The 24,807-nt window shown below is 36.1% G+C and carries 20 protein-coding genes; 9 read left to right on the top strand and 11 right to left on the bottom strand.

Going from position 1 to position 24,807, the window contains the following annotated elements:
• Positions 1–28: 28 nt before the first annotated feature.
• From J3U42_RS00485 to rbsK, 3 genes are read right to left on the bottom strand one after another with little or no spacing between them, the layout of a single operon-like run.
• The gene (locus tag J3U42_RS00485) at positions 29–1,417 is read right to left on the bottom strand and encodes an MFS transporter (protein ID WP_267334977.1); all 1,389 of its coding nucleotides are present in this window, start codon (positions 1,415–1,417) and stop codon (positions 29–31) included.
• Positions 1,414–2,370 carry a nucleoside hydrolase gene (locus J3U42_RS00480; protein WP_267329907.1) on the bottom strand — a complete coding sequence of 319 codons (957 nt, stop codon included), beginning with the start codon at positions 2,368–2,370 and terminating at the stop codon, positions 1,414–1,416. The genes J3U42_RS00485 and J3U42_RS00480 overlap by 4 nt, the downstream gene beginning before the upstream one ends.
• A 21-nt stretch (positions 2,371–2,391) precedes the next feature.
• Complete coding sequence (gene rbsK / locus J3U42_RS00475; protein ID WP_267329906.1) at positions 2,392–3,585, bottom strand: ribokinase; 1,194 nt, start codon at positions 3,583–3,585, stop codon at positions 2,392–2,394.
• Between the two features lie 364 nt (positions 3,586–3,949).
• Here rbsK and J3U42_RS00470 point away from each other — a divergent pair, with 364 nt between their 5' ends.
• Together J3U42_RS00470 and pntB are read left to right on the top strand one after the other, a co-directional pair.
• Entirely contained in the window at positions 3,950–5,482 is a 1,533-nt protein-coding gene (locus J3U42_RS00470) for a Re/Si-specific NAD(P)(+) transhydrogenase subunit alpha (RefSeq protein ID WP_220218074.1), read from the top strand.
• A gap of 15 nt (positions 5,483–5,497) precedes the next feature.
• Complete coding sequence (gene pntB, locus J3U42_RS00465; RefSeq protein WP_220218075.1) at positions 5,498–6,886, top strand: Re/Si-specific NAD(P)(+) transhydrogenase subunit beta; 1,389 nt, start codon at positions 5,498–5,500, stop codon at positions 6,884–6,886.
• Positions 6,887–7,255: 369 nt separating this feature from the next.
• On the opposite strand, the gene fabR is transcribed toward pntB, so the two are convergent.
• Positions 7,256–7,900, bottom strand: a complete 645-nt coding sequence (gene fabR / locus J3U42_RS00460) for an HTH-type transcriptional repressor FabR (protein WP_267334976.1) — start codon at positions 7,898–7,900, stop codon at positions 7,256–7,258.
• A 28-nt stretch (positions 7,901–7,928) separates the two neighbouring features.
• The gene (oxyR, locus tag J3U42_RS00455) at positions 7,929–8,858 is read right to left on the bottom strand and encodes a DNA-binding transcriptional regulator OxyR (RefSeq protein ID WP_220218077.1); all 930 of its coding nucleotides are present in this window, start codon (positions 8,856–8,858) and stop codon (positions 7,929–7,931) included.
• A 418-nt stretch (positions 8,859–9,276) separates the two neighbouring features.
• Here oxyR and pcnB point away from each other — a divergent pair, with 418 nt between their 5' ends.
• From pcnB to sppA, 6 genes are all read left to right on the top strand, one after another.
• Entirely contained in the window at positions 9,277–10,605 is a 1,329-nt protein-coding gene (pcnB, locus tag J3U42_RS00450) for a polynucleotide adenylyltransferase PcnB (RefSeq protein ID WP_324169855.1), read from the top strand.
• A 75-nt stretch (positions 10,606–10,680) separates the two neighbouring features.
• On the top strand, positions 10,681–13,029 hold the full coding sequence (lptD, locus tag J3U42_RS00445) for an LPS assembly protein LptD (RefSeq protein ID WP_267334974.1): 2,349 nt from the start codon (positions 10,681–10,683) through the stop codon (positions 13,027–13,029).
• 88 nt (positions 13,030–13,117) lie between these two features.
• Positions 13,118–14,431 (top strand): peptidylprolyl isomerase SurA, encoded by a 1,314-nt coding sequence (surA, locus tag J3U42_RS00440; RefSeq protein WP_220218079.1) that lies wholly within the window; start codon positions 13,118–13,120, stop codon positions 14,429–14,431.
• Positions 14,424–15,221: a 16S rRNA (adenine(1518)-N(6)/adenine(1519)-N(6))-dimethyltransferase RsmA gene (rsmA, locus tag J3U42_RS00435; RefSeq protein ID WP_267334972.1), complete on the top strand. Its 798-nt coding sequence runs from the start codon at positions 14,424–14,426 to the stop codon at positions 15,219–15,221. The genes surA and rsmA overlap by 8 nt, the downstream gene beginning before the upstream one ends.
• A 4-nt stretch (positions 15,222–15,225) precedes the next feature.
• Positions 15,226–16,044 carry a bis(5'-nucleosyl)-tetraphosphatase (symmetrical) ApaH gene (apaH, locus tag J3U42_RS00430; protein ID WP_220218081.1) on the top strand — a complete coding sequence of 273 codons (819 nt, stop codon included), beginning with the start codon at positions 15,226–15,228 and terminating at the stop codon, positions 16,042–16,044.
• Positions 16,045–16,073: 29 nt separating this feature from the next.
• Positions 16,074–17,891: a signal peptide peptidase SppA gene (sppA, locus tag J3U42_RS00425; RefSeq protein ID WP_267334970.1), complete on the top strand. Its 1,818-nt coding sequence runs from the start codon at positions 16,074–16,076 to the stop codon at positions 17,889–17,891.
• A gap of 38 nt (positions 17,892–17,929) precedes the next feature.
• Here sppA and J3U42_RS00420 read toward each other — a convergent pair whose 3' ends face one another.
• The 5 genes from J3U42_RS00420 to moaC form a co-directional block, all read right to left on the bottom strand.
• Positions 17,930–19,759, bottom strand: coding sequence for a sulfatase-like hydrolase/transferase (locus J3U42_RS00420; RefSeq protein ID WP_267334968.1), 1,830 nt, complete (start codon positions 19,757–19,759; stop codon positions 17,930–17,932).
• A gap of 179 nt (positions 19,760–19,938) precedes the next feature.
• Positions 19,939–20,667, bottom strand: coding sequence for a Bax inhibitor-1/YccA family protein (locus tag J3U42_RS00415; RefSeq protein WP_220218084.1), 729 nt, complete (start codon positions 20,665–20,667; stop codon positions 19,939–19,941).
• A gap of 56 nt (positions 20,668–20,723) precedes the next feature.
• Positions 20,724–21,167 (bottom strand): molybdopterin synthase catalytic subunit MoaE, encoded by a 444-nt coding sequence (gene moaE, locus J3U42_RS00410; RefSeq protein ID WP_267334966.1) that lies wholly within the window; start codon positions 21,165–21,167, stop codon positions 20,724–20,726.
• Between the two features lie 4 nt (positions 21,168–21,171).
• Entirely contained in the window at positions 21,172–21,417 is a 246-nt protein-coding gene (gene moaD / locus J3U42_RS00405) for a molybdopterin synthase sulfur carrier subunit (RefSeq protein ID WP_220218086.1), read from the bottom strand.
• Positions 21,418–21,434: 17 nt separating this feature from the next.
• Positions 21,435–21,914: a cyclic pyranopterin monophosphate synthase MoaC gene (gene moaC, locus J3U42_RS00400; protein ID WP_220218087.1), complete on the bottom strand. Its 480-nt coding sequence runs from the start codon at positions 21,912–21,914 to the stop codon at positions 21,435–21,437.
• Positions 21,915–22,158: 244 nt separating this feature from the next.
• On the opposite strand from moaC, the gene priA reads away from it, so the two are divergent.
• Complete coding sequence (gene priA / locus J3U42_RS00395) at positions 22,159–24,327, top strand: primosomal protein N' (RefSeq protein ID WP_267334964.1); 2,169 nt, start codon at positions 22,159–22,161, stop codon at positions 24,325–24,327.
• Positions 24,328–24,370: 43 nt separating this feature from the next.
• Here priA and J3U42_RS00390 read toward each other — a convergent pair whose 3' ends face one another.
• Entirely contained in the window at positions 24,371–24,676 is a 306-nt protein-coding gene (locus tag J3U42_RS00390) for a ComEA family DNA-binding protein (protein WP_267334962.1), read from the bottom strand.
• Positions 24,677–24,807: the final 131 nt, after the last annotated feature.

Raw genomic sequence — 24,807 nt, 5'->3', positions numbered from 1 at the left:
TAAGTATTATCCCGCTTTTTGATTAAAATTAAACCTCAGCATTCGTCGGTCTTGGAATCAGAAAACTACACAGTAATGCTAAAATAGTAATGATTAATCCTAACAACATACCATTGAAGTATCCATCCATTGAGTTTCCATTCATCATTTGAATTGCTGGCAATAACGCAAAACTCAAACCGGCACCTAAGTTAAATGCACCAGCATTCATACCCGGTAAGAATCCCGGGTTTTCTGCTGGAGATAAAACAACGCCTAATCCATTTAATATGATATTAGCCATGCCGGCATAGAAAATGCCTAGTACAATCACACCTACCGATAAAATAGGTAAAGAGTGAATACCATAAAACATAATTAGCAAAATACCGATAATACAACCGACTAAACCTAATTTAAGTACTTTGTTATAGCCCATTGTTGGTGCTAACCTTCCGGAAAATGGCCCGACAAACCAACCAATTAAAGCATAAGGGGTAAGAAAGATTAATGATGCCCAATCCGCTTCTAAGCCAAAACCTATCTCGTGATTTTGAGCAATTGACATGACTAAACCATTAACAATGGCAAAAACCCCTGTCATGGTTAATGTGGTGGTTAATAATAACGCCCAAGTGGCACGCTTTTTCAAGTGATTGGTGGTAACTAAAGGTTGTTTATTGCTTTTTTCCACCTGCCAAAACAGGAAAAAACAGAAGATAGCAAATAGTGTTAATCCACTAATAATCAACCAATTAGCATTACCGAGTTTACCCGCTTCATTAAGCGCAAGTAATAATGCTGCTATGGTTAAAACGATTAACAACACGCCTAACCAATCCATTTTGGTACCTTCAGATGGCTTAGATTCTGACGCAAAACGATGAACACAAAAAGTTGAGATTGCGGCAACAACTGCAATAACCCAAAATACAGACCGAAAACCGAAATAAGTAGCAAGGAATCCGCCTGCAATAGCATCCACACCAGCAATACCGCCATTAACGGCTGTGATTATGCCCATTAACATACCGTATTGTTTTACATCTTTAACTTCATAACTTAGCATTATCAAACATAATGGCACAACTGGTCCCGATACCCCTTGAATAATCCGTGCGGCATATAAAACTTCAATATTTGGCGCAATAGCGGCTAAAACCGTACCAATAGTCATGATAAGCAGCATGCCAGTTAGTACTTTTTTTCTTCCTTTTATATCACTTAATCGTGGCAAAAATAGTGAAAATAGCGCTGCTGCGGTAAAAAAAGAAGTTTGGGAGAGCCCTACCGCCGCATCATTTGTCCCTAATTCTTTTGCAATGGTAACTAATACGGGGCTTAACATACTTGCATTGAGTTGGAAAGCAACACATGCAGCCAGTAAAGCGAGCATTAGGGTAAATATATTTGATTTAGCTTTACTCTGTTCAATCATACATTTACCTCACCAATTCGTTTTAGGGAATCAACAATTAAATCCCAAAAACCGGTATGATCAAGTTCTGTTGCAACTTGAGTATGGCAACGCTCATCAGCAGGAAAACGAAAATCAGCAACTGTCATTCCCAAAGTTAAAGTCCCTGTCAATTCAATATCAACCGGTACTCGTTTAGTTTTGATTAATTCAGGATTAATAACATAAGCCACAGCACAAGGATCATGCACAGGCGGATAAGTAAAACCTTGAGCTTGTTTATACATTTTTCCGAAGAACTCTAACATCTCCAACACAAATTTAGCTGGTTTGGTTTTGATTGCAGCTATTTTCTCAATTACTTCAGGCGTGGCTAATGCTTGATGAGTCAGATCTAATCCAACCATCGTCAATGGCCATTTTTCATTAAATACTATATGTGCTGCTTCAGGATCTATTTTGATATTAAATTCTGCCACAGCGCTCCAGTTACCGACATGGTACCCGCCCCCCATTAACACAACTTCTTTAACACGTTCAGCAATTTTAGGTTCTTTACGTACCGCCATTGCAATATTGGTTAACCCACCAGTTGGAACTAGCGTGACAGTTTTAGGCGGATGAGACATGATTGTGTCAATGATTAAATCAATAGCATGCCTGTTATCCAACTCAATGGTTGGTTCAGGTAATACCGGGCCATCAAGTCCAGAGTCGCCATGGATATCCGGTGCAATTTCAATATTTCTCACTAAAGGCCTTACTGCACCAGCCGCAAAAGGTACATTAGTGATATTTGCAATTCGTGCAACAGATAATGCATTACGTGTTACTTTATCTAATGTTTGATTACCAACAACTGTGGTTACCGCAAGCAATTCAATATTAGGATTGCCATGAGCTAACAATAGTGCGATAGCATCATCATGACCGGGATCGCAATCAAGAATAATTTTTTTTGGCTGATTTATCATAAATCGGTTCCTCTACTAAATTTATTTATTTGCCATTCGTTTAAGCACATTTTGATGAGATGGCATATTTGATGCACCTTCACGCTCAACAGCTAAAGATGCAAAAGCCGAAGCATATACTGCGGATTGATAAAGCGTCTCGCCTTTAGCCAATGAAGCACAAAAAGCCCCATTAAAAGCATCACCTGCACCGGTTGTGTCAACAGGAACAGCTAAGAAAGGCTTAATATGTTGATGTTGTTTACCATCAAATATGAGTGCGCCTTTACTCCCCAAAGTAATAATGACGGTTTGTATTCCAAATGAGTATATTTTTTCCGCTGCAAGCTTAGCTTTATCCAAATCATTAACTTCAATTCCAGACATTAAACTTGCTTCAGTTTCATTGGGCGTAATGATATCAATATAAGTTAATAGCTGTTGAATATCTTGAGAATAAGGGGCCGGGTTAAGCACAACTTTAACCCCGATAGCTTTAGCTAATTTCATCGCATTTAAAACAGCATCAATATTATTTTCAAGTTGCACTAATAGAATATCAGATTGTTTAAGATAACTTTCCAACATTACAATTTCTTTATCAGTAATTGTTAAATTTGCACCAGGATAGATAGCAATCATATTTTCGCCATTTTCTTCAGATACATAAATAACCGCACTGCCCGTTGGCTCTTTATCGGATTGATACAAAGTAAACGAATTAATTTTTGACGAGGATAGATGTTCATGGGCAAATTGACTAAATTGGTCAGTGCCAACTTTTGCAACAAAATGTACCTTAGCATCGGCGTAACTTGCGGCAAGCGCTTGATTTGCCCCTTTACCACCAGGACCAATCATACTTTTTTGCGCAAGGATTGACTCTCCCCCTTTTGGAAATCTTGCTACTTGAGCAACAATATCAATATTAAATGAGCCTAAAATACAAACGTTACCGTTCATTACTTCTCCTCGTATTTTACTTTTCTGTTTTTCATATCCCGTCAGTAACGAGGAAATACATTCTTTATCAGTAATATTACTCACTAATCTGTGCCTTTTAATAATGGCACCACCGTGACAACGAATAACGAACAATTGCTGAGCGAGCGTTGCAAGATCTTTTCTAATCGTCTCTTTAGATACTTTAAATATTTCTGAAAAATATTGGACACTACCTTTTTCATGTTTATCTAAATAAGCTAAGATAGCTTTTTGTCTTTCTTCTAAGAACATCAAGTAATCCTCTAAATGATTGATTCAAAGTATAGCTTGCTTGAATCATAAAAAGAGTGATGATAATCATATCTTATGAGATAAAACAGAAGCAAACGGAACCATGGCAGGTCACGATCGAGCGCTCTAAAAATAATAAAATTTAATAAAAAACCATTAATTTTATTACTGTCTAATCGATTATTAATCGTTATCAACAAAACAACGCTATTTTAAATTTAAATGATAAATGTGCAGCAAGTTATCATAAAAAATTATAATAAGATTTCGATAATAAAATATAAATTCCCTACTCGCACTGACGCTAATTTATGCTAAAATCGGAAAACATGAACAAACTCACTTAACATAAGGATGTAACGCAATGCATATCGGTATACCTAAAGAACGGTTAGCCAATGAAGCAAGAGTTGCAGCAACACCACAAACTGTTGGACAACTGTTAAAACTTGGATTTACAGTTTCAGTAGAACAAGGTGCTGGACATGCTGCCAATTTTGAAGACCAAGCTTTCATTGATGCAGGAGCCACAATCGAAAACACCCAAGATATTTGGAAAAATGATTTAATCTTAAAATTTCATGCACCTAATGATGATGAAATCGCTCTGATGAAAGAGGGTTCAACCCTTATCAGCTACATCTATCCTGCGCAACACAAAGATCTGTTAGAAAAATTAGCTAATAAAGATATTAACGTTATGGCAATGGATTGTGTTCCACGTATTTCCCGTGCGCAGTCTCTTGATGCTTTAAGTTCAATGTCTAATATTGCTGGCTATCGTTCTGTTATTGAAGCAGCTAACCAATTTGGTCGATTCTTTACCGGTCAAGTTACCGCTGCTGGTAAAGTACCACCAGCGAAAGTATTAGTCATTGGTGCCGGCGTAGCTGGACTTGCTGCTATTGGGGCAGCTGTGAGTTTAGGCGCTATTGTTAGAGCTTTTGATACTCGACCTGAAGTTGCCGAACAAATTAATAGTATGGGCGCTGACTTCCTCGAGCTCGATTTTGAAGAAGAAGCAGGCTCTGGGGACGGTTATGCTAAACAGATGTCAGCTGCTTTTATTGAAGCTGAAATGGCACTATTTGCTGAGCAAGCAAAAGATGTTGATATCATCATCACAACGGCTTTAATTCCGGGCAAACCTGCGCCAAAATTAATTTCTAAAGAAATGGTCGAATCAATGAAACCAGGCAGTGTTATCGTTGATTTAGCGGCTTTAACTGGCGGTAACTGTGAATTAACAAAACCAGGTGAAGTGTTTGAAACAGATAATAATGTGAAAATTGTTGGTTATACTGATTTAGCTAATCGCATGCCAGCACAAGCATCTCAATTATACGGTACTAACATTGTTAATCTTCTAAAACTGTTAACCAAAGAAAAAGACGGCAATATCGATATTAATTTTGATGATGTTGTTCTTCGTGGTGTGACGGTCGTGAAAGATAAAGAGATCACCTGGCCAGCGCCGCCAATTCAAGTATCTGCTCAACCGCAACAAAAAGCGGCTGCACCTGTTGCTAAGCCTGAACCAAAACCAATGGATCCGCAAAAAAAATACGGCATTTTAGCCTTACTTATTTTTGCTTATTTTTGGCTGGCAGACTCAGTGCCTGAAAGCTTCTTAGGTCACTTTACTGTCTTTGCCCTGTCTTGCGTAGTTGGTTACTATGTTGTTTGGAATGTGACACACTCGTTACATACACCACTTATGTCAGTAACAAATGCGATATCGGGTATTATTTTAGTCGGCGCTATATTGCAAGTCGGTGATGATAATGGCCTAACGACAGCGATTGCCTTCGTTGCTATTTTAATTGCTAGCATCAATATTTTTGGTGGTTTCTTTGTTACCCAAAGAATGCTGAAAATGTTCCAACGTGGCAAGTAAAGGAGGAGATCACTAATGTCAGGAATTATTCAAGCAGCTTATGTTATTGCTGCATTACTATTTATTTTCAGTTTACGCGGTCTTTCTAATCAAGAGTCAGCCAAATCGGGGAATATCTACGGTATGATTGGTATGGCAATTGCGCTTATTGCAGCAGTTGCAAGTATCAAAGGTGGATTACACTGGATCATTATTGCAATGATTATTGGTGCGGCAATTGGCTTATATCTTGCCAAAAAAGTTGAAATGACACAAATGCCGGAACTTGTGGCGTTACTGCACAGTTTTGTCGGTATGGCTGCGGTACTAGTCGGTTTCAATAGTTTCTTGGATCTCAATACCCATTTTATTCCAAAAAATGAATTAACCGTACATCTTGTTGAAATATTTGTTGGTGTCTTTATCGGTGCGGTAACTTTTTCCGGCTCGATTGTTGCCTTCGGTAAATTAAACGGTCGCATTAGTTCAAAGGCATTATCTATTCCAAATAAACACTACTGGAATTTAGCCGCTATTGTTGCTTCTGTTATTTTAATGTTTATTTTTATCAAACAAGAAAATGGCGCAGGTGCGAGTTTTTGCTTAATTGCAATGACTGTGATCGCCTTTGTGTTTGGTTTCCATTTGGTTGCATCTATCGGCGGTGCTGATATGCCGGTTGTTATATCAATGCTTAACTCATATTCTGGTTGGGCTGCTGCTGCTGCCGGCTTTATGTTAGAAAATGATCTGTTAATTGTGACCGGTGCTTTAGTTGGTTCTTCCGGTGCGATCCTTTCATACATTATGTGTAAAGCAATGAATCGTTCATTTATCAGTGTTATCGCTGGTGGATTTGGTAGCGACGGTACTTCAGCAAGCGCTTCTGATGAAGAGCAAGGTGAATATCGTGAAATGCAACCAGCTGAAGTTGCTCAAACATTAAAAGAAGCGCGTTCAGTAATTATCGTACCGGGTTATGGTATGGCTGTTGCTCAAGCACAAGGTGCGGTAAGCAATATTACTGAAAAACTTCGTGGTATGGGTATAGAAGTCCGTTTTGGTATTCACCCGGTTGCAGGGCGTTTACCTGGGCATATGAATGTATTATTAGCCGAAGCTAAAGTACCTTACGATATTGTATTAGAAATGGATGAAATCAATGATGACTTCCCTGATACAGATGTTGTTTGGGTAATTGGTGCAAATGATACCGTTAACCCAGCGGCAGAAGAAGATCCAAATAGCCCTATCGCTGGTATGCCTGTTCTTGAAGTTTGGAAAGCAAAAACAGTTATTATTTCTAAACGTTCAATGAATACGGGCTATGCCGGAGTACAAAATCCACTATTCTTTAAAGAAAATAGCTATATGTTATTTGGTGATGCTAAAGATAGTGTTGAAAAAGTTCTACAAAATCTTTAATAACATTATGTTATTAATAGCAAAAATTACTGCGGTTTATCCGCAGTAATTTAATAAAAAGATAATTGTCTCAAGGCAAATTGTGCTCAGTTTAAAAATTCGATATCAACTCTATTGCTTTGTAATATATCTCGTTTTTGCTTTTACTCGCATCAGCCTAACAAATAATGCCCTTTCCTGTCGATACTTGCTTTAAATTCTCTATTGCTTCTGTTTTACCAACTTGTATAAAACCAAAGTGAATTACATCTGAAATAACAGGCTAAGATGATCACAACTTTCATAAAAATCGTTGTAAATAGTCTATCTTAATCAAGGTGATATAATGGGGTGATTGTAAATTAAGCTACCGATTTCAACTTATAATAATTATTCATTATCATTTTTGATTATTTCTTTATGATAAAGATAAAACGCACCACGTGAAACCATACGAAGTTGGAATATCAGATCTTCAATCAGTTCTTGACGTTGTACAATGTCAAAATCAATTGCTTCCGCACCAGCATTAAATGCAATAGTTACCATTGCTTCGGCTTGAGCTTCATTATAATGATGTGGCATTTGATTAGCATTATCTAAATAATCAACAAGCTCGACAATAAAGTGCTGTATTTCACGTGCGATTGCCGATCTGAATGCGGAAGAAGTCCCGGCTTTTTCTCTAAGCAGTAATAAAAATACTTTAGGGTTTTTATCAATAAATTCAATAAATGTGGTTACTGAAGTTCGAAGAACACTTCCCCCTTTTTCAATACGCTTTCGAGCTTGGCGCAATAATTGACGAAGTGTTAAACCACTTTCGTCAACCATCGCTAAACCTAACTCATCCATATCACGAAAATGGCGATAAAAAGAAGTTGCGGCTATCCCCGCTTCTCGAGCAACTTCACGTAAACTTAAACTTGCAAAACCTTGCTCAGCATTGAGTTGGTTAAAGGCCGCATCAATCAACGATCGACGAGTCCTTTCTTTTTGCTGAGCTCGAACTCCACAGTTTTTTACATTTTTCATGCTGTTACTTTAACTTAAGTAGATTTAATTATTTGTTGGTTTGCTCTAATAATCGCTCTTTTTCGGCGAACACTTTTGGCATATGATCTCGAATTGTTTTGGCGATAGTTTCATAACGCGCACGTAATGGAGACCCAGGTCGATAGATAAGCGCTATACTACGGGTTGGTACAGGATCGGTACAAGGAATATAACAAATATTATCCCTAATACGTTCATTTGGTGCAGCAAGTTCAGGGAATAATGTAATACCTCTTCCTGCTGATATCATACTTCTTAAAGTTTCAAGACTGGTCGCTTTAAACTGCTTATCTTCATCAATGCCTACTTGGAAACAATATCCCATAGCATGTTCACGTAAACAGTGGCCGTCTTCTAACATTAAAAATTTCTGACCTTTTAGCGACGAAAGTTTAACTGTTTTTTGGTTAGCTAATTCACTGTTAGCCGGAACAGCTAAAAACATTGGCTCATCAAATAAAGGAAGTTCGATAAATTGTGATGTTTCTTTTACTTGAGCAACAATTGCACAATCGAGCTTGCCGCTTTCTAATTGCGCAACAATATTGGCTGTTTGCGCTTCATGTAAATAGAGTTCTAATTGTGGAAAAGACTCATGTAATACAGTAATTACGTGAGGTAACAAATAAGGGGCGATTGTGGGTATTAATCCAATATGCATCGGACCAGACATCTCTTCACCTTGACGACTGGCCATCTCTTTTAATATTTGAATATTACGTAAAATTTCTTTAGCTTGTTCAACAAGCATCATTCCAGTTTGTGTAAATAATACCTTGCGACTAGTACGTTCTAATAGCATCACGCCTAGTTCATCTTCTAGCTTTCTAATTTGACCACTTAATGTTGGTTGACTTACATTACAAGCATCAGCTGCTTTACGAAAGTGCCGAAATTCAGCTAACGAAACAAAATATTCCAAATCTCGAATATTCATAATGTCCCCAATAAGTTATCGTTAATGGTATATACTTAAGTAACTTATATCTAAGATTAAAGTAATAAATAACATCAAATATTTTTAAACTAAGTGAGTTTTAAAAAAATTATCAAATAAGAATACTTAGAGTATATGTGTTGTTAATTTTTAATTAGCTAGTTAAATTACAGATAAAATATATGCAATATCGATTCTGTTACCTTAAAGCCAATATGGTCAATTGTACTATATAAATTGCTATTGTTGATAATTATGTTCAAAAAATCAAATAGAATATTTAAGTGATCTAACAAAAACTGACCATTGCAACCACCGCTTAAACGGCGGTTAACAAGAAAAATGGAAAGTTAAAAGTAATTGCGATATAATCCCGCGCTAGATTGCAATTAAGACAATTAAAATTCTGAGGTGAACTATTTTTAAACAAGTTTCTCGATTTTGTCGTAGAATTTTTCGCAATGAACAACAATCAGACTATGTTTCCATATCCCGTAAAGAACACAATATCTCTCGTAAAGACATAAGTGAAAACGCGCTAAAAGTTCTTTATCGATTAAATAAACAAGGATATGAAGCTTATCTAGTCGGAGGTTGTATTCGAGATCTTTTATTGGGTAAAACCCCCAAAGATTTTGATATTGCAACAAACGCTACGCCAGAACAAATTCAAAAAACATTTCGTAATTGCCGATTAGTTGGTCGACGTTTTCGTCTTGCCCACATTATGTTCGGAAAGGAAATTATTGAAGTAGCGACTTTTCGTGGTGATCATGGTGCTCAAAACGAGCAAACGAATGTATCTAAACGTTCGCAATCTGGAATGTTATTAAGAGATAATGTTTACGGAACAATTGAGCAAGATGCTATCCGTCGTGATTTTACGATGAATGCGCTTTATTATAGTATTAAAGACTTCACTATACGTGATTATTGTGGCGGTTTAAACGATTTAAAAAATGGCATAATCCGCTTAATTGGTGACCCTCAAACTCGCTACCGTGAAGATCCGGTGCGAATGCTCAGAACGATTCGGTTTGCCGCTAAACTCAACATGAAAATTGATAAAGCGACACTTGAACCAATCGAATCACTGGCACCATTACTCAAAAATATTCCTTCAGCACGACTTTTTGATGAATCGCTAAAATTATTACAGTCTGGAAACGGTTTCAAAACCTATGGCTTATTAAAAGCGCATCATCTGTTTGAGCAGCTATTTCCGGTGATTGAGCGATTCTCAACTCAAAATCAAAATAGTTATTTAGATAAAATTGTCGAACAGGTTTTAAAAAATACTGATTACCGTATAGCAAATAATCAAAGAGTGAATCCAGCCTTTTTATTTGCATCATTTTTCTGGTATCCAATTATCGAACAAGCGCAATTAACTTGCCTTGAAAGTGGCTTACAGTTTCATGATGCTTTTGCAATGGCAATCAATGATATTTTATCTGAACAGTGTCGTATCATTGCTATACCAAGACGTTTAACAACCATTATGGGTGATATTTGGCGTTTACAATTACGGATGAAAAAGCGAGAAGGTAAACGAGCTTTCACAATTTTAGAACATCCCAAATTCAGAGCAGCTTATGACTTACTGGAAATGCGAGCTTCCATTGAGAAAGGTGAACTGCTTGATCTGGCTAAATGGTGGGATGAATTTCAACATACATCGGTTGAAAAAAGAATAACAATGGTTAAACATTTAAACAAAACAAACAAGCGAAGAGTCAAACGTTAATTTTTCATTCGCACTTTTATAAATAACCGCTATAATATCGTAATTAAAATAATCATAAAGACATTTTAATCATTGATGAAAAAACTAGCGCCTTCACTTATTGCTATAGCGGTTACATTTTCTTTATATGCTTATAACCATCCCAGCTATGCAATAGGCTTACCTAAAAATGATACCACTAACCCTAAGTGTCTAATCAATATACCTCGATTTGAAGGGGCTTTAGCCAATGGCGACATCAATTCCCTACCCGTCAATGCCGAAGCCGATCGTTTTGAAGGAATTTATCCGGATATGGCAATTTATGAAGGTGATGTGTCTGTAATACAAGGCAATCGTACCGTTCTTGCCAATAAAGTTACCATTGATACTAAAGATAAAAATAATCGCATCGTCACCATACACGGCAATGTTACTTATCAAGATAATTTGATTAAAATGAAAGGTGAAGATGCATCAATGAATTTAAATAACAATGATGCCAATATCAAACCGAGTGAATATCATCTTGTCAATCGACTTGGACGTGGTAATGCCGATGAAGTAAAACTGGAGAAAAGCCGGTATATTATTTTAAAAAATGGCAGTTTCACCGCTTGCCCGGTAGATGATAGTAGTTGGAGTATAAGAGGAACAACAGTTATTCACGATAATCAAGAAGAGCTTTTAGAAGTTTGGAATGCAATATTTAAAGTGGGTAACATTCCGGTATTATACTCCCCTTACCTACAATTACCGACAGGTGATAAAAGGCGTTCAGGTTTGTTGATGCCAAATTTTGGGTATGACAGTGTTGATGGCGTGGATTTTTCTTTGCCGGTATATTGGAACATTGCACCAAATTACGATGCGACGATTACCCCAAGATTACTACAACATCGAGGATTACAGCTACAAACTGAATTTCGCTACTTAAACGAATTAGGCTTAGGTACGTTAGCATTTGATTGGTTACAAAATGATAGTCGGTATCGTCATGATAGAAAAAAACATTTAAACGGTTACAATTATGACAATAACAGTAATCGATGGTTATTCTATTGGAAAAATGATGAGTTAATTAACTACAATTGGCGTTTTTACACAGATGTTACACGGGTAAGTGATAATAAATATTTAACCGACTTAAACTCTCGTTATGCTTCGCAAACGGCTGGATATTTAACACAATTTTATAAAGTTGGTTACAATGATGAAAATTGGGATATCGCCTTAGGTTATCGACACTTCCAATCATTTTATACTGGCGCCATGCTGTATCAAACTGAGCCTCAGTTAGATATCAATTACTATAATTATGATTTTGGACCATTTAAATTTAAAACTTTTTCTCAAATTTCGCATTTTATCAGTTCAGAAAAAGGCCTCCCAAAAGCTTGGCGGGTACATTTGGAACCAACCTTAAATTATACTTATACTAATTCCTGGACAACCTTATCGACGGAAGCCGGTTTTATGGCTACGCACTATAATCAGGATAATATCAAAAAATACCATGAATTAGATAAAACGGTAAACCGATTTTTACCTAAATTTAGTATTGACGGTAAAGTGGTTTTCGAACGTGATACCCACATCAATGGCTACACTCAGACATTAGAACCTAGGGTGAAATATATTTACATCCCTTACCGGGATCAATCGAATATAGAAATCTATGATTCTACATTGCTACAATCAGATTATATTGGGCTATTTAGAGATCTACCTTATAGTGGTTTAGATCGCATTGCTTCAACGAATAAAATAGCCGCTGGTATTACAACTCGCCTATACGATAGCAATAAAGTCGAAAAATTCAATTTGTCAATCGGGCAAATTAACTATTTCTCTAAATCAAAATCAACGGCGAATAACTCCGAATTAGATAAAAATTCAGATACAGGTAGCATTACTTGGGCTGCTGATAATTTTTGGCGTATATCTGATGACATTATCTTCCGAAGTGGTATCCAATACGATACTCGGATTAATACCGTTTCTTTAGCTAATACCGCATTAGAATATCGCCCGACTGGCAACAAATTATTACAATTGTCCTATCGCTATGCTAATCATAAATATATTAACACCGTTGATTATCGACCATTAGACAAACGCTATAAACAAGATATTTCACAAGCGGGAATTACTGTTGCTTGGCCTATTTCTGATACGCTTAGTGCAGTAGGTACCTATTATCACGACGTCAAATTAGGGCAAATGGCTGATAGTTCAGTTGGCTTGCATTACAGTGATTGTTGTTGGGGTGTGTCAGTGCAATATGGTAGAAAATTAACCGATTGGAATACTATTTCAAATGAAAGTAAATTTAAAAATAAACTTTCAATCAATTTTGAATTACGGGGCTTAGGATCGAATCGTGATGCCCAAGCAAAAATGCTCAATTTTGGTAAATTACCATATAACACCATTTTTGAATAAAATATAATAATAATAACTTACTATTACATTTAATGTACATTTAATACAGCCAGTTTGATGCTGTAATAACACAATGAGTTGATCAAATATGAAATTATTAAAACTTTTTATTGCTTTAAACTTAAGTGTAAGTATAGGACTTATTACACCTTTATCAGCGACTGCGGCGCCTAGAGTTGTCGAACAAGTTGCGGCAGTTGTTAATAATAACGTTATTTTAGAAAGTGACGTTAATGACATGCTCAAAACGATTAAAGCAAGCACCGATCCCAGTAATCTACCTAATGATAAAGTGCTTAGACAACAAATTATCGATCGATTAATTACTGAAAATTTAATCTTGCAAAAAGCAGCAAAAGCCAAAATCACAATTAGTGATGAAGATGTAACTAATGCTATTGGTAGAATCGCTGCCGAAAATGGTATGACCATTGATGAGCTAAGAAGTAGACTATCAACAATGGGGATAAGTTATGCTAACTACCGTGAACGTATTCATAAAGATATGTTGATTGAACAAGCTCGCATGAATGAAGTGAGACCAAGAATCAAAGTATCTGAAAAAGAAGTTGAAAATCTAACTAAGACAATTGCAAAACAACCAACCAATAATATTGATGTCAAAATCAGCCATATTTTGATTTCAATCCCGGAAAAAGCAACTAAACAACAAGTTGATAATGCAACTAGCAAAGCCAGAGATATTATTAACCGTGCGAAAAAAGGGGAAAATTTTGCTAAACTTGCAACTTCTTTTTCAAATGATGATCTCGCTTTAAAAGGTGGCTCCATGGGCTGGAATAAACTGAGTGAGTTACCAACTATTTTTGAAGAGCGACTTTTGCGTGCACCTAAAGGAAGTGTTATTGGACCAATTCGTTCAGGTGTTGGCTTACATATCATAAAAGTTGATGATTCCCGAACTGAAGCACCGAAAAAAATTACACTCCAAGAAGTTAATGCTCGCCACATTCTAATCAAAACAAATGTATTAGTGACTGACCAAGTTGCAAAACAAAAATTAACTGATATTCGAAAAGCGATTACCAGCAAAGCCACAACATTTGCAGCCGCTGCTAAAGCAAACTCAGACGATCCCGGTTCAAAAGATAAAGGTGGAGAATTAGGTTGGAGCAGACCCGAAATGTACGACCCAGGATTTAGAAATGGCTTAATGCAACTGAAAAAAGGTGAAATCAGCCAACCAGTGAAATCGTCTTATGGCTGGCATTTAATTCAGCTAATCGATTCAAGACAAACTGACGGCACGGAATTAGTTCAAAAAGATCAAGCATACCGACTTATTTTTAATCGTAAATTTGCTGAAGAAGCGCAAGTGTGGATTCAAGAAATAAAAGGCGATGCATATATTAAAATTACAGGTGAAAACAAAAATGAATAACCGTGTTCACCAAGGACATTTTGCCCGTAAACGTTTCGGGCAAAATTTTTTACATGATGATTACATTATCGAAAGTATTGTTGCAGCAATACAGCCTAAACCAGACCAAGCACTTGTTGAGATAGGACCCGGCCTTGCAGCCTTAACCATTCCGGTAAGTAAACATGTTGATCATCTTACCGTCGTTGAAATTGACCGTGATTTAGCGAGTCGATTAATTGACAACCCATTTTTGAAAGATAAAGTCACTGTCATTGAACAAGATGCTTTAACATTTGATTTCAATCAACTTTCTGAGCAAATAGGAAAACCGTTACGGGTTTTTGGTAATTTACCTTATAACATATCAACCCCGTTAATGTTTCATCTGTTTGAATTTGCCAATACCATTACAGATATGCATTTTATGTTACAAAAAGAAGTTGTCACTCGATTAGTGGCCGCTCCGAATAGTAAAGATTACGGCAGGCTTAGTGTCATGGCTCAATACTATTGTCAGATTATTCCTGTGCTTGAAGTGCCACCGACATCATTTAAACCAGCTCCTAAAGTAGATTCAGCTGTTGTTAAACTTATACCATACCAACAAAAGCCTTATCCTGTTAATGATGTGAAAATACTTTCACGTGTTACCACAGAAGCATTTAATCAACGCCGTAAAACGATTCGAAACAGCTTAAGCAATATGTTTACTGCTGAACAATTAGTTCAATTAAATATCGATCCTAATTTACGTGCTGAAAACTTAACAGTCGAGCAGTACTGCCAACTGGCAAACGCATGGAAATAGTGTTATGGCAAACCTACTTATCGGAGATATTCATGGTTGCTATGATGAGTTTATGCGCTTACTTGAAAAAGCTAAATTCTCATCATCTGATACATTGTGGCTTACTGGCGATCTTGTCGCCAGGGGTCCAAAATCATTACAAGTGCTTAGATTTGTAAAAGAAAATATCAATCAAATCAGATTAGTATTAGGCAATCACGACCTTCATTTGCTCTCGATTTATGCCCGTGTTACGCCGCCCAAAAAGAAAGATAATCTTGAAGAAATTATTCAAGCACCGGATTATGATGAATTGATGAATTGGCTGCGTAAGCAACCTCTTGTTCAAATAGATGATGAATTAAAATTGATTATGACCCATGCGGGGATCTCCCCACAATGGGACTTGCCAACCCTAAAAAAATGTGCGCATGACTTACATGTGATGCTGGCCAGTGATTCTTACCCGCTCTTTCTTGATAAAATGTATGGTAATTTCCCTGATGAATGGTCACCCCAATTACAAGGTTTAGACCGTTTACGCTATATCGCCAATGCATTAACTCGTATGCGTTTTTGCTATGAAGACGGCAGGCTGGATTTTTATTATAAAAAACCACCCGATCAAGTGCCTACAAAACTTAAACCTTGGTTTTTACTACCAAGTAAGATCCCGGCAGAATATAGTGTCGCTTTTGGTCATTGGGCAGCGTTAAATGGAAAAGGTACCCCAGAAAATATTTATGCCCTTGATACAGGATGTTGCTGGGGAGGAAAGTTGACATGTTTAAGATTTGAAGACAAAAAATATTTTAAAAAACGAAATAATGCGGCTAAAAATTAGAAAATCAAAACTTATAAGGACTATTTATTATGTCTGTACTTAACGTTATAAAATCAATTTGGAAAATCATTAATCTGATAAGAGAAATATTTCTCAATCTAATATTCTTAATCATTATTATTTTAATTTTCAGCGTCATTGCATTAATTAAAGAAGCACAAACTGAAGAGATTACTCCGCAACAAGGCGCTTTACTTGTCGATCTTGAAGGGGTAATTGTTGATAATACATTCTATAGCGATGAAATTTACGCCTTACAAAACAAAATTTATGGCAAAAAGGTGAATACGTCTCGCGAAAATAGTTTATTTGAATTAACCGAAAAATTAGCACAAGCGACAACTGACCCCAACATTGACAGTATAATTCTTAAACTGGACAATTTTGTGGGGACTGACATGAGTTCGCTACAATATATTGGAAAATATTTATCCAAATTTAAAGAAGCTAAAAAACCTATCTACGCTATTGGTTCTAACTTTAATCAGAGTCAATATTATTTAGCAAGTTATGCTGACAAAATCTATTTAACCCCTCTAGGGGCGGTGAATGTATATGGTTTATCCGCTAACAATTTATACTATAAAACGTTACTGGATAATTTAAAGGTTAACACCCATGTTTTCCGTGTTGGTACCTATAAATCAGCAATAGAACCATTTATTCGTAATGATATGTCGGATGAAGCAAAAAGCAATACCAGCCGTTGGCTTAATTTAATGTGGGATAACTACCTAGCTGATATCTCAACATTAAGAAAAAAAGCGGCTTCACAATTAGTGCCTGAGCCTGATGTTATGTTGTCACAAATAAAAGCAGCTGATGGCAGTATGACAAATTATGCTTTATCTAATGGCTTAATCGATAACATTGCAAGTTATTACGAGTTTGAGGGTGAAGTCGATAGCCAAGACACAGTAAGCATTTATGATTATAAACTTAAAAACAATCAACAACAGACAGCTAAAAAACCACGCATAGCCGTTGTATTTGTTAATGGTACGATTACTGATAGTGGCAATAGTAGTGGTGTTGCAGGTAGTCAAGATATTGTTGAACAACTCAGATATATTCGTCAAGATTTGAATAAAAACAACATACAAGCTGTCATTTTACGGGTAAATAGTCCGGGCGGTAGTGTCGATGCGTCAGAAGCGATTCGTAGTGAACTCGAAGCATTACAGGATTATGAAATTCCTATCGTTGTTTCAATGGGTGGCATGGCTGCTTCCGGAGGGTATTGGATTTCTACAGCGTCGAATTACATTGTCGCAAGCCCAAATACGATTACCGGCTCTATTGGTATTTTTGGTATTATCCCAACATTTGAAAACTCGTTATCACATATTGGTGTTTACAGCGACGGGGTATCAACATCACCTTTAGCTAACCAAAATATGGCTCAAAATCTTCCTGATGAATTAAATCAACTTATGCAACTCAATATCGATAATGGCTATAACTCATTTATTTCTTTGGTTGCTAAAGCACGAAATATGACAACCGAACAAGTCGATAAAATTGCTCAAGGACAAGTTTGGTTAGGTGTTGAAGCCAGCAAAAATGGACTAGTTGATAAATTAGGTGATTTTGATGATGCCGTTGAAATGGCAGCTACATTGGCGAATTTAACCGATTATGAAATAGATTGGCAAAAACCGGAAGGGAGCTGGTTTAGTGATTTCTATACAGGCTTAATAGCAATGTTACCTAAATCGACAGCAGAAGTAGTATTTGAACAATTGCCACAAGCTAAACAGCTACGAGAACAAATTTCTTTATGGGATAAGTTCCACGATACTCAAAACCGTTATATTTATTGTTTAAATTGTGCTGATGTGCGCTAATTGTTGTTTAAATATATCCACCCTATTGGGTGGATATATTAGTCACGCTTTTCGGAAGATCGGAAAAAATAACGCATACTCTTCATCGCTTCTTGAATATAATGATAATTAGGTGTTTGATCCACCTCATTATTATGCACATCCATATAATGGCTTACACCAATGCGGTTGACAAAATAGATATTATCGGACGTTCGAACGGCATAAGAGCTGTAGTTTGACATCAATAGCCAATCACGATTGAGTATAGGACTAAACAGATCATATCCAGTTGAGTAATCACTGATATCATTTTTTACATGCAGATAATGCTTCATTAATGTTGGCACCACATCTTCATGACTCGTCAGTTTATTGGCGTTATTTTTAAGATTTTCCAGTTCATTAGCACCTATAATAATGAACGGCACCTTTGTTTGTGCATCGGTATAGTTACCGTTATGCCCCCAAAAACCCAGTTTATTATCATTCATTTCCTGCGAATGGTCACCGGTAATGATAATAAGCGTATCATCTAAAGTTCCCGACTTTTCTAATTCTTCATAGATGTTTTGCAATAAGAAATCAACATAATATACACTTTGTTTATAACGATTAAAAATAGGTAAAGGATCGGTCTCATTATTTAGCGTCATATAATTTAGATCGCCTATTGGTTTAAATTTAACCGGGAAGTCATCCGGAAAATCATAAGCATGTGGCGCATCATAAAATAAGAATGAAAAGCTTGGTTTAGATACATCACGATTTTTATACCAAGCCAACCAATCATCGGTAATTTGTTGGTCACGACTTGCGGCTGTCCCATCTTTACTACTAATTCTTAAGTTTTTAATTGTGACAAAAGCCGTTCTATCAAATTCCGGCGCAGTAATTTTAGCTGAGGTAAAAATGCCAATATTATATTTTTCTTTTTGCAATGTTGTGACAAATAATGACGGTATACTATTACGTAAAAATGCATCCCAATACGTACCAGCTATACCATAAAATAAGCCAAAAATACCGGTACGTGTCGCATTACCCGTTGAGTAATGATTATCAAAAATAACAGCGTTATGTTTTAACGCAAAACGATAACTATTTGGAGAAATAGTTTCATTGAACGTATCATACCGCCAAGAATCAAGCACAATAAACACAATGTTCTTCAATTTTTGATTTTCAGGATTGATAACCAGCGCCTTTTTGGGATAGCTGATGCTATCATGTTTGTTATCTATTTCGAAAATAACTTTACGCTGACCTTGCTTATCAAAAAAGCCCATTATTTTTTTGGAAGTAAATGGACGATACAACGGAATATACTCTTTTACCACCATAATTGGAGAATAAGCATAATAAAAAGCTACCATATGAACAAGATGGCTAATAATTAACGAACTCGATAGGAAAAGAGTAAAAAACAAAACGACTTTCGATCGCCTTTTTTGGCGTGTTGTTTTTTTATCAAGCAAGTAAAGAAGAAAGTATTCAAGACTAAAAGAGACAATGATCAAGCTAAACATCAGCAAGTAAGTAACTAATGAAAAATCGACAACCTGACCAGAAAACACCATAGATAATACCGACTCATTGACATGAAATCGGTATTGCTCAAAGACAATAGTATCAATGTATAACCCTATCTGAAACAGACCAAACAATATAGCAAGTAGGATATTTGCAAAAAATTTCTTTAATTTAACTAAAGGCAGGCAAATAATGAAAAATAACAGGTAGGCTAAGAAAAAATGACCAAATACGGCAAATATTGAAAAAACGCTACTTATTACGGAAAGTGAAGCTCCCGGCACTAAAAAAAACCGAACGGAAATCAGCGATGAAATAAATACATTTATTAAAACAAAACAATAGAGTTTTTTCATTATTATTCTCTAATAGAGAGAGCGGCAATGGATATATCATAAAATGATATAATATTTTATATTGAAACATAGTGCTTTTCTGAAACTTTTTAACAAAATAACACTATATTGTGATGGTGCTTAAATAATTAATAAAAAGGGCTCATAAAAAGAGCCCTTCAAGTCATTTATAAATCAATTTATCGTCTATCAGCAAAGATTCTTAATAGCAAAATAAATAAATTGATAAAATCAAGATATAGCGATAACGCACCTAAAATAACATAGCGTCTAAATACATTTGCATCATCCTGTGATAGATGTTCGCCAAACTCTTTTAACTTTTGGGTGTCATATGCAGTTAAACCAGCAAAAATAAATACGCCAATATAGGTAATTGCCCACATTAATGCCTGGTTACCCATAAAGAAATTAACAATAGAGGCAATAATAATTCCAATTAACCCCATATATAAAAAACTACCCCAACTCGTTAAGTCACGTTTAGTGGTATAACCGTAAAAAGCTAAAGCAGCAAACATTCCTGCTGTAATAAAAAATACACTTGCAATAGAAGAGTGTGTATAACAAATAAAAATCGAACTTAATGTTATACCATTTAATACTGAATATAGCATAAATAGGGTCGTGGCGGTTTTTCCTGAAAAACGATCAATCATAGGTGATAAGCAAAATACTATGGCCAATTCTGCAACTATTAACGCTATAGATAAAAATGAAAGAGAGACTTGCCCTCGGCTATTAATATCAAATAGTAGATTTAATAAAGATGAATTGGCTGTATACCAACTAACTAAACCAGTTAATAATATACCTACTGCCATCCAACCATATACATGACTCAAATATGTTTGTATTTTGCTATTTGATTTTTCAATAATTGAGCCATTTGGCGTAAAACTTGTCATTTTTACCTCTCATCAAAAAATTAGACAATTCGTAACTATTATATAGTAAATAGTTATTAATACCATTTTTTCAACAATTCTGTATCAGATTTTTTAACTTCAACCCATTTTTCACCATTAATCGTTCGCTCTTTCTTCCAAAAAGGCGCTTGATTTTTTAATATATCCATGATGAATTCAGCCGCGGCAAAGGCATCTGAACGATGCGAACAACTCACACCAACAAATACAATTTTTTCATTAGTTTTGATATCGCCAACCCGATGAATAACGGCAATCTTGCCAAGTTGCCATTTACTGCGTGCTTGAGCAATAATATTAGTTAATACCTTTTCGGTCATACCAGCGTAGTGCTCTAAATAAAGCCCAATTGTCGGTTGTTCTAAACAACGAACTTTACCCATAAATGTCACTACCGCACCGTCTTCGGAGCGCTCACTAAGCCAATCGATATATCTTTCGACATCAATAGAATCTTGACTAACTTCAATAATGTTCATCAAGTTAACCTCCTGTCACGGGTGGAAAAAATGCCACCTCATCACCCGGTTGAATAAGATAATTAAAATCAACCAGTGATTGGTTAACCGCACAAAGCACCACTTTTTCTTTTAATGCTAAAGACCATTTATCACCCCGTTTGCTTAGTTGTTCAAGAAGATCTGCAACCGTTAGTTGTTGAGCATCTAAAAGAAGGGAATCAGTATCAATTAACTCTCGAATTTGAGCAAAAAACATAATTTTATTCATTTTGTCACAACTATTATTTATTTAGCAGAATAATCACCCGATTTACCACCGACTTTGGTCAGCAATCTTACTTGTGTAATAACCATATCTTTTTGAACAGCTTTACACATATCATATATTGTTAATGCCGCTACCGATGCGGCAACTAAGGCTTCCATTTCAACACCGGTTTGCCCATTTAACCGACATAGGGACTTAACCCTTACACAATGGTTATCAATGTCTGCTGTGATATCCACCTCTATTTTACTCAAAAGTAGTGGATGACATAGGGGAATAAGTTCCGAAGTTTTTTTTGCGGCTTGAATGCCGGCAATTCTCGCTGTTGCAAACACATCACCCTTATGATGTTTACCTTCAAGAATCATGTTAAGTGTTTGAGCATTCATTAATACCAATGATTCAGCACTTGCTTCACGAGTGGTAATTTGTTTATCTGAAACATCTACCATGTGCGCATCACCATGTTGATTAATATGCGTGAATGAATCTGACATCTTAAGTTCCTATGAAAAATGATAATTTATTTTCAATATTCAAGATAACAAATTTTGCATTGGGATACTACCGCCAGTCAATAAAGTTATGCAATGTAATTAACCTTGAAGATTGAGTTTAACAAAACCAATTTTCAAAGCTCAATCTATCTAAAAATACCACAATAATTAGGTAAGATTTTGCGAGTTAGTAAAAAACTGCGTACAATAGAGATAATATGTTAACTGCAATTGTGACCGTTTAATGCTTATTGCTCATATCGCTTTACCTGTTCCACTTTATCAACTTTATGATTACCGTTTAACACAACCTGCCGAAGTAGGCATGCGGGTAAAGGTGCCTTTTGGTAAACGTGATGCTATTGGCGTTATTGTTAGTATAGATCAACAAACCGATGTCCCAATTGAATGCCTAAAAGATATTAGTGAAATCATTGATAATGAGCCACTATTTACACCGGCTGTTTGGCAGCTGCTTAAGTGGGCTGTAAGTTATTATCATTTTCCAATTGGTGAAGTCATATTTCACGCTATTCCTGTATTACTTAGACAAGGAAAACAAGCAAGCAAAGCTGAGATCAAACAGTGGCAATTAACCGAGCTTGGTAAGAATTGTGATTTGAAATCATTGTCTCGATCATATAAACAACAATTACTGTTAACTTCATTGAAAAACAATACGTTTTCTGAAAATGATTTCAGCGCCAATATTTTTCATCAATTAGAAAAGAAACAATTAATAAAACAAGTCAGTGTCACTCCTGATACAGTTGAATGGCAAAGTCATTTTTCAACCAATCCAACATCAATTAGACTAAACGAAGAACAAGCCAAAGCCATAGCTTCGGTTAATCAACAAAATCAACAGTTTAACGTATTTCTACTAGAAGGTATAACCGGTTCAGGTAAAACCGAAGTCTATTTAAATATCCTTTCCGATATATTATCTGCTGGCAAACAAGCATTGATACTTGTGCCGGAAATAGGTTTAACACCCCAAACAATCAAACGTTTTAAACAGCGTTTTAATGCGCCAATAGATATTTTGCATTCCGGGCTAACCGATAAACAACGGTTTGAAGTCTGGCTTAGAAGCCGGTCTGGAGAAAACGCCATTGTTGTCGGCACTCGTTCTGCACTTTTCACGCCATTTAAACATTTAGGCATGATTATTATTGATGAAGAGCATGATAATTCTTATAAGCAACAAGAAGGCTGGCGTTACCATGCCCGTGATCTTGCGATTATCCGGGCAAAAATTGAAAATATTCCCATTATATTAGGTTCAGCAACGCCATCACTTGAAACGTTAAATAATGCACAAAATCAAAAATATCAGTTATTACAGCTAACCCAAAGAGCTGGTGATGCTTCGCTTGCTCAACAATCTATTTTAGATATTCGTGGGTTAGTGCTTTGTGCTGGTCTATCTCAACCACTCATTGATCAGATAAAAAAACATCTATCAAATAACAATCAGGTCATGCTATTTTTAAATCGACGTGGTTTTTCACCGTCTATCATTTGTCATGATTGTGGATGGATTGCCGAATGCCCTCGCTGTGATATGCCTTATACTTATCACCAAAAACAGCATAAACTGATATGTCACTATTGTGATACACCAAGAGCCCTGCCTTATCAATGCCCAAAATGTGGGTCGACACATTTGATTCCAATTGGGTTTGGTACCGAACAACTTGAAAAGCAACTTGAAATTCTGTTTCCTAATATCAAAATTAGCCGTATTGACCGTGATACTGTGAGTAAAAAAGGCGCATTGGATAATTACTTAAAAGAAATACAACAAGGCGGCGCTCATATTCTAGTTGGCACACAAATTTTAGCGAAAGGTCACCATTTTCCCGATGTCACATTAGTCGGTATTGTCGATGTTGACGGTGCATTATTTTCCAGTGATTTTAGAGCGACAGAGCGGTTTGCTCAGATTTATACACAAGTATCAGGTAGAGCGGGTCGGGAAGCGAAAACCGGCGAGGTGATTTTACAAACTTATCATCCCGATCATCCTTTGCTTAATGTCTTACTGTCGAAAGGCTACCAAGAATTTGCTAAATTTACACTTCGAGAGCGCAGGCAGACACATTTACCACCTTTCAGTTATCAAGTTATGATAAGGGCTGCAGATCGCAATAATCACCATGCGCCAAATTTTTTACAACAAATCCATGATTGGTTAAAAAGTTTAGATGATCATCGCTTATGGCAACTAGGCCCAATGCCATCAAATCAACCCAAAAAAGCGGGGTATTATCGCTGGCAACTACTTTTACAACATACGCATCGCCAGCAATTACAACAAATTTTAGACCAATTAATCATATCTATCGACAAGTGGAGTGAGACATCTAAAGTCCGATGGAGCATAGATGTTGATCCTATAGATAATTAGTTGCAGGTAATATCCACCAATATTTATTGGCGGATAACACTTACTATAAGGTTATTTTTCCTGCATTTTTATCTAGTATTGCTTGCCCGATGCCAGAAACTTCCTTCAATTGTTCGATTGATACAAAAGGTCCAAATTTTTCCCGATATTCGATAATTTTTTGCGCTTTATTTGCGCCAATTCCATTTAATGCTTTTGTTAACTCTTCTGCTGTTGCAGTGTTAATATTGACTTGATCTAGCTGCTTTTGTTGTTGCTGTGCAGTAGCGGGAGGAGCAGATTGAGCATAACTAAAACCGGAAAAGGTAAAGCTTAATAATAAAAGACTTAAAATTGATAATAATTTCATATATTTAACCTCAAAAGTTGTTTAAAATAAATAGGCAAGTAAGTTTGCGCTATCACTATCTCACTTCATCAGTTAAAAATGTTTTATAACTTACAGAAATGCGAAAAGCCACCTAAGTGGCTTTTCATTTT

This window comes from Gilliamella sp. B2923 (genome assembly GCF_026536565.1).
Classification (GTDB): domain Bacteria; phylum Pseudomonadota; class Gammaproteobacteria; order Enterobacterales; family Orbaceae; genus Gilliamella.
Note: the sequence above shows the minus strand (reverse complement) of the source record. Positions and strands in the feature narration are given on the sequence as shown.

Bases quoted from the DNA above. Each gene is read 5' to 3' on its own strand.
- J3U42_RS00485 (WP_267334977.1), bottom strand. From the start codon at position 1,417: ATGATTGAACAGAGTAAAGCTAAATCAAATATATTTACCCTAATGCTC.
- J3U42_RS00480 (WP_267329907.1), bottom strand. From the start codon at position 2,370: ATGATAAATCAGCCAAAAAAAATTATTCTTGATTGCGATCCCGGTCAT.
- rbsK (WP_267329906.1), bottom strand. From the start codon at position 3,585: ATGTTCTTAGAAGAAAGACAAAAAGCTATCTTAGCTTATTTAGATAAA.
- J3U42_RS00470 (WP_220218074.1), top strand. From the start codon at position 3,950: ATGCATATCGGTATACCTAAAGAACGGTTAGCCAATGAAGCAAGAGTT.
- pntB (WP_220218075.1), top strand. From the start codon at position 5,498: ATGTCAGGAATTATTCAAGCAGCTTATGTTATTGCTGCATTACTATTT.
- fabR (WP_267334976.1), bottom strand. From the start codon at position 7,900: ATGAAAAATGTAAAAAACTGTGGAGTTCGAGCTCAGCAAAAAGAAAGG.
- oxyR (WP_220218077.1), bottom strand. From the start codon at position 8,858: ATGAATATTCGAGATTTGGAATATTTTGTTTCGTTAGCTGAATTTCGG.
- lptD (WP_267334974.1), top strand. From the start codon at position 10,681: ATGAAAAAACTAGCGCCTTCACTTATTGCTATAGCGGTTACATTTTCT.
- surA (WP_220218079.1), top strand. From the start codon at position 13,118: ATGAAATTATTAAAACTTTTTATTGCTTTAAACTTAAGTGTAAGTATA.
- rsmA (WP_267334972.1), top strand. From the start codon at position 14,424: ATGAATAACCGTGTTCACCAAGGACATTTTGCCCGTAAACGTTTCGGG.
- apaH (WP_220218081.1), top strand. From the start codon at position 15,226: ATGGCAAACCTACTTATCGGAGATATTCATGGTTGCTATGATGAGTTT.
- sppA (WP_267334970.1), top strand. From the start codon at position 16,074: ATGTCTGTACTTAACGTTATAAAATCAATTTGGAAAATCATTAATCTG.
- J3U42_RS00420 (WP_267334968.1), bottom strand. From the start codon at position 19,759: ATGAAAAAACTCTATTGTTTTGTTTTAATAAATGTATTTATTTCATCG.
- J3U42_RS00415 (WP_220218084.1), bottom strand. From the start codon at position 20,667: ATGACAAGTTTTACGCCAAATGGCTCAATTATTGAAAAATCAAATAGC.
- moaE (WP_267334966.1), bottom strand. From the start codon at position 21,167: ATGAACATTATTGAAGTTAGTCAAGATTCTATTGATGTCGAAAGATAT.
- moaD (WP_220218086.1), bottom strand. From the start codon at position 21,417: ATGAATAAAATTATGTTTTTTGCTCAAATTCGAGAGTTAATTGATACT.
- moaC (WP_220218087.1), bottom strand. From the start codon at position 21,914: ATGTCAGATTCATTCACGCATATTAATCAACATGGTGATGCGCACATG.
- priA (WP_267334964.1), top strand. From the start codon at position 22,159: ATGCTTATTGCTCATATCGCTTTACCTGTTCCACTTTATCAACTTTAT.
- J3U42_RS00390 (WP_267334962.1), bottom strand. From the start codon at position 24,676: ATGAAATTATTATCAATTTTAAGTCTTTTATTATTAAGCTTTACCTTT.